Origin of the sequence: Streptomyces regalis (genome assembly GCF_001509475.1) — a bacterium.
In the GTDB taxonomy this organism is placed as follows: domain Bacteria; phylum Actinomycetota; class Actinomycetes; order Streptomycetales; family Streptomycetaceae; genus Streptomyces; species Streptomyces regalis.
Genome location: NZ_LLZG01000069.1, coordinates 138,882 through 152,782, shown reverse-complemented (window position 1 = coordinate 152,782; position 13,901 = coordinate 138,882). Strand labels below are relative to the sequence as shown.

Sequence of the window (13,901 nt, the reverse complement as noted above, 5' to 3'; positions counted from 1 at the left end):
GGCCCGCTGAAAGCCCGCGCCGCACGCCCCGACGCGAGCTCACGCCATGATGCTCGCGTCGGCAGCGCTCCGACAGGGGGCATATGGAGGTTCTGTGGCAGGACCATGTACTTTCTGTGCGCCACCGGCTCCCGAAGGCCACGCGCAATCGGAGCGGAAAAGGGTCCGGGGGCAGTTCCCCGGGAACTTTTCCGGCGGGTTATTGGCCCCGTCGGTGCGACACGCGGAAATTACGATCGAATGCCTGCGGAAGGCCTACGGAACCGCCCGTCCGTGTGACGAGGATTAGCCGAAACGCGTGTCGTGATTCTGTGACAAAAGCGTGACCGGAGGGGGACGTGTGACCTGGATGGTCGTTACAAGGGTTCCCGGTCCGCTCTGGCCCGATCCTTCGCTCAGGCCCTAGCGTGGCGACATGGCACCCATTCCGAAACCCCCTGCCGAACCCCAGGACAGCCCGGACGCATATGTCGGTCTCGACGCCGACCGGGCCGAGCGACTGGCCCGTGACCGAGGATGGTCAACGGTGCGTTCGCTGCCGCCGGGGGCGATCATCACCATGGAGTACCGCGCCGGACGGCTGAACTTCGAGGTCAAGGACGGCCAGGTGGCGCGGGCCTGGAAGGGCTGACGAAAGGCTGACACAGGGCGACGGCCCCGGCTCCTGTCGAGGAACCGGGGCCGTCGTGCTGCGGGGTGGTCGTGCGTACCGAACCCGCTGTCCAGGAGAGTCAGCCGCCCGCCAGCGGGCGGGCCGCCGGGGCCGCGCCGCGGGTGGTGCGGTCCGTGTGCGGCGGGCGTCGACTGCCGACCGGGGTGACCGGAGTGCGCTCCGCGCGGGTCGTGTGCGGGCCAGGCGCCAGATAGACCGGCGCCCGGGGCGAGCGGGGCGCGGAGGTCGCCTCGCGTGCCGCCACCTCGTCGTCGGCGGGCGTGGCACGCGGCTTGAGCAGCACCGGGGCGCCGACCGGGGTGGCGGTCGGCACGGAAACGGCGCCGGCCCGACGCTCGCGCAAGCGGTCGCGCAGGTCGAAGATCAAGCTCTCGGAGCGGGCGATCAGCGGCTCGAACCACGGCAGGGCGAGCATGATCAGCAGGCCGGCGGCCCAGCCGAGCAGAACGTCGCTCAGCCAGTGCGTACCGAGGTAGACGGTGGACAGGCCGACGCCCAGCGAGGTCACCGCCGACAGGGCCGACAGCCAGCGGCGCGCTCTCGGAGTCGAGGCCAGATACGCCAGAATTCCCCAGGTCACCACGGCGTTGGCGGTGTGGCCGCTGGGGAATATATCGCCGCCCAGGCCCATCTCGTTGGAGCCGATGGTGGTCGCGTAGTGCGGTCCGAGGCGCCCCATGCCGAGCTTGGCGGCGCCGACGGTGATGTTCAGCAGGAGCAGCGAGACGCCGAGCGCGAGCAGCGGCCGCAGCGTGTGCTGCCGCCAGGAACGCCAGCCCAGCCAGGCCGCGACCATCACGGCGGTCGGGCCGCGCTGGCCGAGCACCACGTAGTAGTCGACGAACGCGTGGATCTCCGCCCACTGCTGGTACGGACGGAAGAACATGACCTGCCAGTCGAGCCGGACCAGCCACGAGGTGATGACGACGGCCCACACGATGGCCCCGTAGAAGGCCAGGGTCGCGGCGAGCAGCACGATCCTGTGCGGAGTCATCCGCGGCACATCGATGTGGGCCGGACGTTCTGGTTCCCGGTCCAGCCTGGCGAAGACCCGGTCCAGACGGGTCAGCTTTCGTTCGGTACACACCCAATCGACGTTACAGCGAGTGAGCGCAGTTCAAGGGCGATTCCACGGCTTTGTGATGACGATGTGATGTGGGATTCCTCTCAGGAGGAGGTTTATTTCCAAGGAATCCGTAATCGTCGGGCGCTGTATCCTTCAATTCCTTTGATCATTCTGACGGTTCGTTTTTCACTGCTTATGAATTCGTTAACCGAATCATGGGATGGAATTCCCCTGGAGCTCACCGCGCCGGCGCGGGTCCGAGCAGGGGCGGACGTGGCGAGGGCCCGGCTGGACGTGGCGTACGCCACACGCGTTCTGTGCGGAGTCTGAGAGGTCCGCCACTCGGCACCGACGCGGACTCGCGTACTCTGACGAGTCACTCGCCCTTCGTTGCGCGGGCCGGAGACCACCGCTCCTCTCCGGCCGAGTCACGGGGAGTCCCCACCCTGTGAGCCCGCCGGGGCGAGGGAACATCTGGGAGGTACGTACATGTCCGGGACGACCACGGCCGCCGCTGCGCTGCGCCGTCGGGCGGCCGGGGCCGGTGCCAACCGCTGGGTCGTCCTCGTCGTCCTGTGCGTCAGCCTGCTCCTCGTCGCCGTCGACGCGACCGTGCTGCACGTAGCGGTGCCCGCCGTCACCGAGGACCTCAGGCCCGGCGCGATAGAACTGCTCTGGATCGTCGACATCTATCCGCTGGTCTGCGCCTCGCTGCTGATCCTCTTCGGCACGCTCGGTGACCGCGTGGGCCGCAGACGGGTCCTGCTGCTCGGATACGGCCTCTTCGGTCTGGCCTCCGGCCTCGCGGCCCTCGCGCACGACCCACAGGTACTGATCCTGGCCCGCGCCCTGCTCGGCGTCGGCGGCGCGATGATCATGCCCGCGACCCTGTCGATCCTGCGCCAGGTCTTCCCCGACCGGCGCGAGCGGGCCCTCGCGATCGGCATCTGGAGCGCGGTGGCCGCGGTGGGCGCGGCGGTCGGGCCCCTGCTCGGCGGCTTCCTCCTCGAACACTTCTGGTGGGGCTCGGTCTTCCTGGTCAACATCCCGCTGATGCTGGTCAGCCTCCCGGTGGGACGACTGCTGCTGCCCGAGTCGAAGGGTGACGGCAAGGGACCCTGGGACGTGGTCGGCGCGCTGATGGCGGCGGCCGGTCTGTTCGGCGTCGTACTGGGCGTGAAGCGGCTCGGCGGCGGCGAGGCGGTGGCCAGCGTGTTCACCGTGGCGCCGCTGGTGATCGGTGCGGTGCTGCTGATTCTCTTCGTGCGACGGCAGCGGCGCCGGGAGTATCCGCTGGTGGACCTGCGGATGTTCGCCCGGCCGGCCTTCAGTACGTCCGTCGGGTGCATCGTGCTGGCGATGCTCGCGCTCGTGGGGCTCGAGCTGATCGCGGCGCAGTATCTGCAGCTGGTGTTGGGGCTGTCGCCGTTGGAGACGGGGCTACGGCTGCTGCCGCTGACGTTCGCGGCGATGGCGTCCGGCCTCGCGGGCGCGCGGATGCTGCGGCGGTTCGGGCCACGGCGCATGGTGTGCTTCGGTTTCTGTCTGACGGCTGTCGCGGTGCTGCTGCTGACGGCCATGGGCGGCGAGGACAATCCCGCGCTGCTGCTGTCCGGGTTCGTGCTGCTGGGCTTCGGCCTGGAGACGACGCTCTTCGGGGCGTACGAGTCGATGCTGAGCGAGGCTCCGCCGGAGCAGGCCGGTGGGGCGGCGGCGATCGGCGAGACGTCGTACCAGCTGGGCGCGGGCATCGGCATCGCGCTGCTGGGCAGCGTGATGAACGCGGCGTATGCCCCCGGGCTGGCGAACGTGTCGGGTGTTCCGGCGTCGGCCTCCGCGGCGGCTTCGCACTCGTTGGGCGAGGCCTACGACGTTGCAGCGCAGCTGGGCGGGCCCGCGGGGGTTGCTCTGCAGCGGGCGGCCCGGGACTGCTTTGTGCACGGGCTGCATGTGACGTTGCTGGTGAGTGCGGTTCTGCTGCTGCTGGGTGCGCTGATGGCGTTGCGGTTGCCGCGGGTCATGCAGTGTGAGGCGCCTGCGGTGGAGTTGCCCAAGCCCAGGGAAGTCGCGGAGTCCCGCGTCTCCGCTTGACGAGCTTGCGGTGCGCGGGGGCTGTACTGGACGTGCGCGGCACCGCGTCGTAGCGTCAGCCCCGAGCCGTAACTAGCGGCGCTAGTTTTAATCGTTGCCGGAGCCGGAGGGTGTCCCATGTCCGCGTCCTCGAAGTTGCCCCCGTTCGATCCCGCCGACCCTCTCGGCATCGACGATCTCCTCGACCCCGAGGACCTGGCGATTCGGAGCACCGTGCGGGAGTGGGCCTCGGATCGGGTGGTGCCCCATGTCGCCGAGTGGTACGAGAAGGGCGAGCTGCCGGGGATTCGTGAGATCGCCCGGGAACTCGGGGAGATCGGCGCTCTCGGGATGTCCCTCGACGGGTACGGGTGTGCCGGTGCGTCCGCGGTGCAGTACGGGCTCGCCTGTCTGGAGCTGGAGGCCGCCGACTCCGGGATCCGGTCCCTGGTCTCCGTGCAGGGGTCCCTCGCCATGTACGCCATTCATCGCTTCGGGAGTGAGGCGCAGAAGCAGGAGTGGCTGCCCCGTATGGCCTCCGGGGAGGTCATCGGGTGCTTCGGGCTGACCGAACCCGACCACGGGTCCGACCCGGCCTCCATGCGGACGTACGCCAAGAAGGACGGCTCCGACTGGGTGCTCAACGGACGGAAGATGTGGATCACCAACGGCTCCGTGGCCGGGGTCGCCGTCGTGTGGGCGCAGACCGACGACGGGATCCGCGGCTTTGTCGTGCCGACCGACAGCGCCGGGTTCTCCGCCCCGGAGATCAAGCACAAGCTGTCGCTGCGCGCCTCCGTGACCAGTGAACTCGTCCTCGACGACGTACGGCTGCCCGCCGATGCCGTGCTGCCCGAGGTGGTCGGACTCAAGGGGCCGCTCAGCTGTCTCTCGCATGCCCGCTACGGGATCGTGTGGGGTGCCATGGGGGCGGCGCGCTCCTGTTTCGAGGCCGCCGTCGACTACTCCAAGTCGCGGGAGCAGTTCGGTCGGCCGATCGGTGGCTTCCAGCTCACCCAGGCCAAACTCGCCGACATGGCCCTCGAACTGCACAAGGGGATTCTGCTCGCCCATCATCTGGGGCGCCGCATGGACGCCGGCCGCCTGCGTCCCGAGCAGGTCAGCTTCGGCAAGCTCAACAACGTCCGCGAGGCCATCGACATCTGCCGTACGGCGCGGACCATCCTCGGTGCCAACGGGATCTCGCTCGAATACCCCGTGATGCGGCACGCGACCAACCTGGAATCGGTGCTCACCTATGAGGGCACCGTCGAGATGCACCAGCTCGTGCTGGGCAAGGCGCTCACCGGGCTCGACGCCTTCCGCTGATCCCCACCAGGGGGCAGGGCCGGCGAGCGGCCCTGCCTCAGCTCTGGTTGTAGAAGCCGTCCGTGCGGTGTTGCGACGCCTCCCCGCTGATGATCTCCGTGTCGGCCGGAGTCAGCAGGAACACGCGGTTGGACACGCGGTCGATCGAGCCGCGCAGACCGAAGATGAGCCCCGCCGCGAAGTCGACGACGCGCTTGGCGTCGGCCGGCTCCATGGCCGTGAGGTTCATGATGACCGGAACCCCGTCCCGGAAGAGCTCGCCGATGGCGCGGGCGTCCCGGAAGCTGTCCGGAGTGACCGTGCCGATGCGGCGGCCCTTCTCCTCGGCGACATCCGTGGCCACCTTGACCCGCGGGTCGGTGACCCAGGCATCCCCGGGCTCGGTCCCTTCAGAGTAGTCGTCGTCGTAGTAACGCTCGTCATCGTTGTCGTCAACGAGGCCCAGCCAGGCACTCGCCTTGCGCACCGATCCCATGGACGCCTCCTCTCACAGCGGTCTCTCTTACATTCCGCATCCCTATGGTCATCCATGATGCGGACGTCGTGCCAAGTGGATAGACGCCGCGCGGGGGGTTTGTGACGGTACTGGTGCACAGCGAATCCGTCGAGAGCCCGTGTCCCCCAAGGGGCATGCCACGTACGGCTGCTGACTGTGAGTGAAATATGATTCTTCGCGGCGTATGGGTGAGGCGGGGTGCGTACGGGTGAACGAGGCGGTCCTCGCGATCGATACCCCGGCCGGTATCCCGGTCGGTACGATGCGGCAGCTCAGCGTCACAGGAAGCGTCGCAGGAACGTCGTAAGAACCTCGGGGGAACGTCGTGTTCGGAATCGTCAGGCCCTGTCGTCATCGGCTCGGAGAGAAGCTCGCCGGTCAATGGATGGCGCATTTGTGCGGACTGTGCCTCTCGTTGCGCGGGGACCACGGTCAGTTCGCGCGGATCGTGACGAACTACGACGGGCTCCTCATCTCCGTTCTGGCGGAGGCTCAGGCAGAGAAGAGCAGTGGATTGCGGCGTACGGCGGGACCGTGCGCGTTGCGCGGGATGCGGACCGCGTCCGTCGCACAGGGTGAGGGCGCCCGGCTCGCCGCGGCCGTCTCGCTGGTGCTTGCCTCGGCCAAGGTGCGTGACCATGTGGCCGACGGGGACGGGCTGCTGGCCCGTAAGCCGGTGGCCCTTGCTGCGCGCCGGGTGGCCGCCGGCTGGGGTGCGGCAGGTGCCCGTACCGGGTCGGCCGTCGGGTTCGACACTGCCGTACTCGTCGACGCCGTGGACCGACAGGTCGGCATCGAGGCGCTCGCCGGGCCCGGCACGCCGATCCTCGCGGTCACCGAACCGACCGAGACGGCGACCGCCGCCGCCTTCGCGCACACCGCGATCCTGGCCGGACGGCCGCACAACGCCCAGCCGCTCGCCGAGGCCGGGCGCCTGTTCGGACGGCTGGCGCACCTCCTGGACGCCGTGGAGGACCAGGCGGCCGACGCCGCCTCGGGTGCGTGGAACCCGCTCACCGCGACGGGGACCTCGCTGATCGAGGCGCGGCGGCTTGCCGACGATGCCGTGCAGGGGGTGCGGTTGGCGCTGCGCGAGGTCGCCTGGGGGTCTGGGGTCTCCCCAGAAAAACACAGCACGGGCGCCAAGCTCGCGCATCTGCTGCTCGTGCACGAGCTGCGACGGTCGGTGGACCGGGCGTTCGGCACGGTGCCGATGTGTGCGTCGCATCAGGCGGGGCCCTATGGGCAGCCGCCACGGCAGGGGCAGCCGCCGCAGAATCCGTATGCCGGCCAGAACCCGTATGTCGGCGGGAACCCGTACGCGGGCGGTGGGGGAGCGCCCGGTGGTGGCGGCCATGGCGGCCATGGTGGTGGCGGTGGCGGTGGTGACTTCGGGGGGTTCGATGGTGGGCCGGCCGCACAGCCGCCGAAGGGGCGGCGTGGGTTCTGGGCCGGCTGCGGGATGTTCTGGCTGCTGTGCTGCACCTGCAAGCTGTGCTGCGCGAAGGAGTACGAGGGCCCGTGGTCCCGCAAGAAGCGCGAGGGCTGCTGTCGCGACTGCGACTGCGACTGTGACGGCTGCGACTGCTGATGCCCCTGCGACGGCTGCTAGGCCCTGGCTTCGGAGAGGCGACTTCCGGACATCCCCGGGCGGTGGGTGGCGTACGGGGAGCTCCGGATGGTCGTGTCGGTGCGCGAGGGGGCGTGGGGCGCGCGCGACTTCGACCCCGCTTCCGAGGCACGCCGGGCGTTCCGGGTAGTGAGGCCGCGCCGTACGGCGTGCACCGCACCGTGCGCGTCGGGAACGCCGTGGTCCGCGGGCCGTCTTCACCGATGCCACCAGCGGCGACGGCAGTTACCGCTTCCGGTTCCTGCGGCCCGCCGCGCCCGACGTCGAGGGCCGCGTGATGGCCGACTTCAATCGGCCTCTCCCTTCCCCAAGGGCGTCGGCAAGGGCGCTGACAGGGGCAGAGACGGCCAACTCGCACAGGTCGTTCAAAGATTGACGGCCGAAAGGCGCCCTTGCGGCTACCCGCCGTTCGGCCGAATACTCCCCCTCAGCGCTTGTCAGGGGCACGGCATGTTCGGAATCCGGACGTGCGGCCGTCTGACTGCGCCTCACGGGCCCCGACCCCACGCGGGCCCCCGACTTCCCTTGGAGGGAACGAAACGTGAGGATCAAGCGCACCACCCCCCGCAGTGGCATTGCGAGACGGACCCGGCTGATCGCCGTTTCCACCGGCCTCGTGGCCGCAGCCGCGATCGCGATCCCCAACGCGAGCGCCGCGGACTCTCCCACCACCTTCAGTGCCGCCGAGCTCAAGAGCGCCAGCGGCTCAGTGCTGAAGGCCGACATCCCGGGCACCGCCTGGGCGGTCGACAGCAAGACCAACCGCGTCACCGTGACCGTCGACAGCACGGTCTCCCAGGCGGAGATCGCGAAGATCAAGGAGCAGGCGGGCAGCAATGCCGACGCGCTCACGATCAAGCGGACCGTCGGCAAGTTCAGCAAGTTCATCCAGGGCGGCGACGCCATCTATGCGAGTAGCTGGCGCTGCTCGCTCGGCTTCAACGTCCAGGACAGCAGCGGCAACCAGTACTTCCTGACCGCCGGCCACTGCACCGACGGCGCCGGCACCTGGTACTCCAACTCCGGCCGCACCACGGTCATCGGCTCGACCGCCGGCTCCAGCTTCCCTGGCAACGACTACGGCATCGTGCGGTACTCCGGGTCCGTCAGCCGGCCCGGCACCGCGAACGGTGTGGACATCACCCGCGCGGCCACGCCGAGCGTGGGTACCACCGTCATCCGGGACGGCTCCACCACCGGTACGCACAGCGGCCGGGTCACCGCCCTGAACGCGACCGTCAACTACGGCGGCGGCGACGTCGTCGGCGGTCTGATCCAGACCACCGTCTGCGCCGAGCCCGGCGACTCCGGCGGTTCGCTCTACGGCAGCAACGGCACCGCTTACGGTCTGACCTCCGGCGGCAGCGGCAACTGCACCTCCGGCGGCACGACCTTCTTCCAGCCGGTCACGGAGGCCCTGAGCGCCTATGGCGTCAGCGTCTACTGACAGTCGGTCGGACGCCGGTACCCGGCCGGCGTGATCTGCCTGGCTTGATCTGTATGGCCTGACCTGCAGTCAGCAGCATGTGAGCCCCCGCACGCAACTGTCGTGCGGGGGCTCGCCCTTGGTCGCGTCGTGGGGTTACCGTCGAAGTGCAGGCAGTACGCCCCTGTAGCGCGCCCACGTCGGACCCCGGGGGGTCGTGATGGTCGAGGAGCTGGTGGCGGCGGGAGTGACGCTCGCGTCCGCCGGTGCGGTGTATGTGACGGCGGCCGCGCGGGTCGTCAAGCAGTACGAACGGGGCGTGGTCTTCCGTCTCGGGAAGCTCCGGCCCCAGGTGCGCGGGCCCGGGTTCACCATGATCGTTCCGGGCGTCGACAAGCTGCGCAAGGTGAACATGCAGATCGTGACGATGCCCGTGCCCGCACAGGAGGGGATCACGCGGGACAACGTCACCGTGCGGGTCGACGCCGTCGTCTACTTCAAGGTGACCTCGCCGGCCGAGGCGGTCGTGCGGGTGGAGGACTATCGGTTCGCGGTCTCGCAGATGGCGCAGACGTCACTGCGGTCCATCATCGGGAAGAGTGAGCTGGACGATCTGCTGTCCAACCGCGAAAAGCTCAACCAGGGGCTGGAGTTGATGATCGACAGCCCGGCTGTCGAGTGGGGTGTGACGATCGACCGGGTGGAGATCAAGGACGTGTCGCTGCCCGAGACCATGAAGCGGTCGATGGCCCGGCAGGCGGAGGCCGACCGGGAGCGGCGGGCGCGGCTGATCAACGCCGACGCGGAGTTGCAGGCGTCGAAGAAGCTGGCCGAGGCCGCTCATCAGATGGCCGAAGCGCCCGCTGCTCTTCAGCTTCGGCTGCTGCAGACGGTGATGGCGGTGGCGGCCGAGAAGAACTCCACGTTGGTGCTGCCGATTCCGGTGGAGTTGTTGCGGTTTTTGGAGAAAGGGGCGCAGGTCGAGGCCCCCGGTTCCGGGCGGTCGCAGGCCGTTCGGGAGGAACCTCCGCCTCTGGGGCCCCGCTTGGATTCGGGCCGCGAAGGGTCGAATTCAAGACAGGAGTAGACCTTACGCGCTGCCTATGGATTGCTTGCTCGCGGTGTTTGCTGTGCGAAGAACTGGGGTCTGACTGTGCACGGTCAAGGCAGTGGGGGCGTGCAACCGTGTTCTACGCGCGTCCGGAACTCGACCTTGTGCGCTCCCTGTAGGCATCGGAATAGTGAGCGTTGTTCAACCGGCCCGGACGCGGCATTTGTTGTGAGCCGCCTTCGTTGCCGTACGCCTTCCGGTTCGTGAGGTCCCCACAACCTTTCGGACCGACCCCCCACAGGAGGACGTAAGTTGAAGCACCGACGCATACCCAAGCGGCGTGCCGCCGTGGCAGGTGCGGGCATCGCCGCACTGGTTGCCGCGGGAGTGACCTTGCAGACTGCGAACGCCAGCGAGACGCCTGAGACGTCTGCGCCGAAGACCCTGTCGATCGGCGCGGCCGGAAAGCTCGCCTCGACGCTGGCGAAGGACCTCGGCGCCGATGCCGCGGGCACCTACTACGACGCGCAGACCAAGAACCTTGTCGTGAATGTCCTCGACCAGGCCGCCGCCGACGCCGTCGAGGCGGCCGGCGCCAAGGCCCGGGTCGTCGAGAACTCCCTCGCCGAGCTGAAGAGCGCCCGTACGACGCTCAAGCAGGACGCGACCATCCCCGGCACCGCCTGGGTGACGGACCCGGCGACCAACAAGGTCGTCGTCACCGCCGACCGTACGGTGTCCGACGCCGAGTGGGCCAAGCTCGACAAGGTCGTCGACGGGCTGGGCGCCACGGCGGAACTCAAGCGGACGAAGGGGGAGTTCAAGCCCTTCATCGCGGGTGGTGACGCCATCACCGGTAACGGTGGGCGTTGCTCGCTCGGCTTCAACGTCGTCAAGGGCGGTGAGCCGTTCTTCCTGACCGCCGGGCACTGCACCGAGGGCATCTCGACCTGGTCGGACTCCAGCGGCAACGAGATCGGCACCAACGAGACGTCCAGCTTCCCGGACAACGACTACGGGCTGGTCAAGTACACCGCCGAGGTCGACCACCCGAGCGAGGTCAACCTCTACAACGGCTCCTCGCAGGCCATCAGCGGTGCCGCCGAGGCCACCGTCGGCATGTCGGTCACCCGCAGCGGGTCGACCACTCAGGTGCACGACGGCAAGGTCACCGGGCTGGACGCCACGGTGAACTACGGCAACGGTGACATCGTCAACGGGCTGATCCAGACCGACGTCTGCGCCGAGCCCGGTGACAGTGGTGGCTCGCTGTTCTCCGGTGACAAGGCGATCGGGCTCACGTCTGGTGGCAGCGGTGACTGCACCTCCGGTGGGGAGACGTTCTTCCAGCCGGTGACCGAGGCGCTGTCGGCCACGGGTACTGAGATCGGCTGACGGTTCGTCGCTTTGTGAAGTCCCGCCCCGTGTGTGAGGGGCGGGACTTTCGCGTTGGCTGTGCGTTGTTGCCGGGTGCGGGTTGTGGTCGTATGCCTGCGGCGGCCCGTTGCCGTCCGGTGGGGGTGCGCGTAGCGCCTGCGGGTGCGTTGGGGCCGCCGTACGCGGGTGCGGGTGCGTTCGGCCGTGTGTCTCTACGGCGCCTTGGGCGTCCTGCCTCGTAGTCGGGCCGCCAGTAGCGTGATCGCGATTCCTGCCGCTGCCCAGGCCGAGAGGACCAGGAGCGAGCCGGTCGTGTCGTTGCCCTTGAAGTAGGCGATCGAGCGGGTTGTCCATGTTCCCGCGCCCGGGGGGAGTGCCGGGCCGATGTCTCTCCAGAACGGGGGGAGCAGTGGGGGTGGGAGGGCGCCGCCTGCGCTCGGGTTGCCCAGGATGACGATGATCAGGATGACCAGGCCGATGCCGGCCAGGCCGAAGAGGGCCTGGAAGGCGAGTGTGGCCGCGCCCACCGCGAAGATGATCAGGGCGCCGACGCCCCAGAGGGCGGCGATGCTGCCGGGTAGCGCGCCCAGGATCGGGCCGACGATCAGGGCGCCGCCGAGTCCGCCGATGAGGGCGACGAGGGCCATGGCGAGGAGGCGGATCACCGAGCGTCTCGGGGTGGGGCGGCCGGCGCCCGAGCTGATCGTCATGATCGACGCGCAGAGGTAGCCGCCTACGCACCAGCCCACGGTCACGTAGAAGGACGTGAGCCCGTTGGCGTCGTGCGGGTCGGCGGGGGCCACGTCGATGGTGCGGAGGGTGCGGGCCTCGGATTTCTCCAGGGTGGTGAGGAGTGTTTCCAGGGTGGTGGCCAGGACTCTGCCGCCTCCAGTGGCTACCAGGAGGGTGTCCGTGGTGCCGGTCGGGTCGACCAGCAGGGCGCCGTCGATGTCGCGGTTCAGGATCTGCTTGCGGGCTGTTGCCGCATCGGCCGCTGTGCGCGGGGCCAGGGGGTCGCCGGGCAGGTTTGCCAGTCGGTCCACCGTCTGTCGGGCGGCCACCTCGGGTGCCACGACCCCGAAGGGCACGTCCTTGGGCTTCGGGTCGTGGAGCGCGCCCACGTAGGAGGCGATGAAGAGCAGAGCGAGGGCGACCACGCCGGTCACGAGCAGCGTGGCTCGGGGGGTGACGGCGTCCTTCACCTCGGCCATGAAGGAGCGGTGTGGGGGGTTGGCGCCCGTGGTCTGCGTCATGCCCCCACGGTCCGGGCCGTCGGGCGTTTGTGCAGGTGGGAGGCGGCCGAACGGATGTCGTGCGGATGTTCGAGAAGCGGTCCGGAAATGGTCTGTGGTGGGGGTGGGAGGGTTGGGAGCAGATGTTCGAGGGCTGGTGTTCGGCCGGCCTCGGGCTCATGAGTCGGGAGGTGCGTGTGCCTGGTTTCACGCATCTGCACACCGTCTCCGGGTTCTCCCTGCGGTACGGCGCCTCACACCCGGAGCGGCTGGCCGAGCGTGCCTCCGAGCGGGGCATGGATGCGCTGGCGCTCACCGACCGGGACTCGCTCGGGGGTGCGGTGCGTTTCGCCAAGGCCTGTGCGGCGACGGGCGTGCGTCCGCTGTTCGGCGTGGAGCCGGCCGTGGAGGAGTTCGGGCTCTCGGAGGTGGGGGAGTCTGTGGGGCGGGGGCGTCGGGTTCCGGTGCGAGGTGGCACCTTTGTCGATGAGTCGATGCCTCGTGTCACCTTTCTTGCCCGGGATGGGGCCCGGGGTGGGCCGATCTGTGCCGAATCGTTTCGGCTGCGCATGGTGGGGAGCTGTGCATGGTGGGGAGGGGCCGCCGATGCTGTCCCGGGGGACAACCGGGGGACGGGCTGATCGTCCTGCTCGGGCCCGGGTCCGATGTCGGGCGTGCGCTTGCCGCGGGGTGTCCCGATCGGGCGGCCAGGCTGCTCGGGTCCTGGCGGGAGGTCTACGGGGACTCCCTGCGGCTGGGGGCCGTATGGCATGGGCGGCAGGGCGCCGGTCCGGGGTCGTTGCGGCTGGCCGCCCGTACCGTCGGCTTCGCCGCCGAGCAGCGGGTGTGGCCCGTGCTGAGCAATGCCGTCCGGTACGCGAATCCTGGTCTGGGGCCGGTCGCCGATGTGCTGGACGCCGCGCGCCCGCTCGTGCCCATCGACTCCACCAAGGAGCTGGACTCCGGTGAGGCCTGGCTCAAGGGTGCTGGTGAGATGGCGCGCTCGCCAGCACCGTCCAGGAGGACCTGCTCAGCAGCTCCGACTCGATCCGCAGGCGCTGACGCTCATCGCCGACACCCGACCGCGGCCCACCAAGATGTCCGAGATGGAAGCGGGCAGAACTATCTGGGCTACCAGCGACCATGTTGAGCCTGCACGAGTGGTTCGCCGAGATCAATAGCCCCGTCCCGCGCGCTTCCTCATCCTCGACCAGCCCTCGCAAGCCGGATTTCCCGATGAGACACGCGACGGTGGGTTCGGAACCGCCCGCGCCACCCTCCTCGACCTTTACAAGACGATCCAGGCAAGCGTCGAGGCATTCCGGGGCGGCCTTCAGGTCATAGTCGTCGAACACGCCGACCTCGACGACGAGCCCTTCCGCAGCGCTGTCCGGGCATGTCGGAGGCGCAGCAACGGCGAAGCGCTCGTTCCTGAGCATTGGATCACCTGCGACACCGACGAGTGACCGCACGACAAGTAGCCCGAAGGCATCGTTACACTCTGTGATAATCGCTGGTCACATGTTCCTGATCCCGGCAGGTGAGGGACGC

General features: G+C 69.1%; 11 protein-coding genes and 2 pseudogenes. 10 read left to right on the top strand and 3 right to left on the bottom strand.

Translation table 11 applies throughout. The annotated features are described in order from the left end of the window. Positions 1-415 precede the first annotated feature (415 nt). Positions 416-631 (top strand): I78 family peptidase inhibitor, encoded by a 216-nt coding sequence (locus ADL12_RS12480; protein ID WP_062701568.1) that lies wholly within the window; start codon positions 416-418, stop codon positions 629-631. Positions 632-731: 100 nt separating this feature from the next. Here ADL12_RS12480 and ADL12_RS12475 read toward each other — a convergent pair whose 3' ends face one another. Further along, positions 732-1,760: a phosphatase PAP2 family protein gene (locus tag ADL12_RS12475; protein ID WP_062701566.1), complete on the bottom strand. Its 1,029-nt coding sequence runs from the start codon at positions 1,758-1,760 to the stop codon at positions 732-734. Positions 1,761-2,228: 468 nt separating this feature from the next. Here ADL12_RS12475 and ADL12_RS12470 point away from each other — a divergent pair, with 468 nt between their 5' ends. Together ADL12_RS12470 and ADL12_RS12465 are read left to right on the top strand one after the other, a co-directional pair. Beyond that, on the top strand, positions 2,229-3,830 hold the full coding sequence (locus tag ADL12_RS12470) for an MFS transporter (protein ID WP_062701564.1): 1,602 nt from the start codon (positions 2,229-2,231) through the stop codon (positions 3,828-3,830). Between the two features lie 117 nt (positions 3,831-3,947). Continuing rightward, positions 3,948-5,138 (top strand): acyl-CoA dehydrogenase family protein, encoded by a 1,191-nt coding sequence (locus ADL12_RS12465; RefSeq protein ID WP_062701563.1) that lies wholly within the window; start codon positions 3,948-3,950, stop codon positions 5,136-5,138. A gap of 37 nt (positions 5,139-5,175) precedes the next feature. On the opposite strand, the gene ADL12_RS12460 is transcribed toward ADL12_RS12465, so the two are convergent. Continuing rightward, positions 5,176-5,613: a cell division protein SepF gene (locus ADL12_RS12460; protein ID WP_062701561.1), complete on the bottom strand. Its 438-nt coding sequence runs from the start codon at positions 5,611-5,613 to the stop codon at positions 5,176-5,178. A 346-nt stretch (positions 5,614-5,959) separates the two neighbouring features. Between ADL12_RS12460 and ADL12_RS12455 the strand changes: the two genes are divergently transcribed. From ADL12_RS12455 to ADL12_RS12440, 5 genes and pseudogenes are all read left to right on the top strand, one after another. Continuing rightward, complete coding sequence (locus ADL12_RS12455) at positions 5,960-7,225, top strand: DUF5685 family protein (protein WP_208614523.1); 1,266 nt, start codon at positions 5,960-5,962, stop codon at positions 7,223-7,225. Between the two features lie 66 nt (positions 7,226-7,291). Continuing rightward, positions 7,292-7,586: pseudogene (locus tag ADL12_RS56375) on the top strand (DUF1684 domain-containing protein); the annotation flags it as partial. A 219-nt stretch (positions 7,587-7,805) separates the two neighbouring features. After that, positions 7,806-8,711: a S1 family peptidase gene (locus ADL12_RS12450; RefSeq protein WP_062701559.1), complete on the top strand. Its 906-nt coding sequence runs from the start codon at positions 7,806-7,808 to the stop codon at positions 8,709-8,711. A gap of 199 nt (positions 8,712-8,910) precedes the next feature. Then, entirely contained in the window at positions 8,911-9,777 is an 867-nt protein-coding gene (locus ADL12_RS12445; protein WP_062701557.1) for a slipin family protein, read from the top strand. Between the two features lie 276 nt (positions 9,778-10,053). Further along, on the top strand, positions 10,054-11,136 hold the full coding sequence (locus ADL12_RS12440) for a S1 family peptidase (protein ID WP_062701555.1): 1,083 nt from the start codon (positions 10,054-10,056) through the stop codon (positions 11,134-11,136). A gap of 194 nt (positions 11,137-11,330) precedes the next feature. Here the strand turns inward: ADL12_RS12440 and ADL12_RS12435 are convergent, their stop codons facing one another. Then, on the bottom strand, positions 11,331-12,371 hold the full coding sequence (locus ADL12_RS12435; protein WP_062701554.1) for a DUF3533 domain-containing protein: 1,041 nt from the start codon (positions 12,369-12,371) through the stop codon (positions 11,331-11,333). A gap of 176 nt (positions 12,372-12,547) precedes the next feature. Here ADL12_RS12435 and ADL12_RS50195 point away from each other — a divergent pair. Both ADL12_RS50195 and ADL12_RS58440 read left to right on the top strand, forming a co-directional pair. After that, positions 12,548-13,347, top strand: a pseudogene (locus ADL12_RS50195) (PHP domain-containing protein); the annotation flags it as partial. A gap of 205 nt (positions 13,348-13,552) precedes the next feature. Further along, positions 13,553-13,816 carry a DUF3732 domain-containing protein gene (locus ADL12_RS58440; RefSeq protein WP_079051993.1) on the top strand — a complete coding sequence of 88 codons (264 nt, stop codon included), beginning with the start codon at positions 13,553-13,555 and terminating at the stop codon, positions 13,814-13,816. Positions 13,817-13,901 lie beyond the last annotated feature (85 nt).

What these genes read in the sequence shown, in the direction of transcription:
- ADL12_RS12480 (WP_062701568.1), top strand. Translation starts at nt 416, where the DNA reads ATGGCACCCATTCCGAAACCCCCTGCCGAACCCCAGGACAGCCCGGAC.
- ADL12_RS12470 (WP_062701564.1), top strand. Translation starts at nt 2,229, where the DNA reads ATGTCCGGGACGACCACGGCCGCCGCTGCGCTGCGCCGTCGGGCGGCC.
- ADL12_RS12465 (WP_062701563.1), top strand. Translation starts at nt 3,948, where the DNA reads ATGTCCGCGTCCTCGAAGTTGCCCCCGTTCGATCCCGCCGACCCTCTC.
- ADL12_RS12460 (WP_062701561.1), bottom strand. Translation starts at nt 5,613, where the DNA reads ATGGGATCGGTGCGCAAGGCGAGTGCCTGGCTGGGCCTCGTTGACGAC.
- ADL12_RS12445 (WP_062701557.1), top strand. Translation starts at nt 8,911, where the DNA reads ATGGTCGAGGAGCTGGTGGCGGCGGGAGTGACGCTCGCGTCCGCCGGT.
- ADL12_RS12435 (WP_062701554.1), bottom strand. Translation starts at nt 12,371, where the DNA reads ATGACGCAGACCACGGGCGCCAACCCCCCACACCGCTCCTTCATGGCC.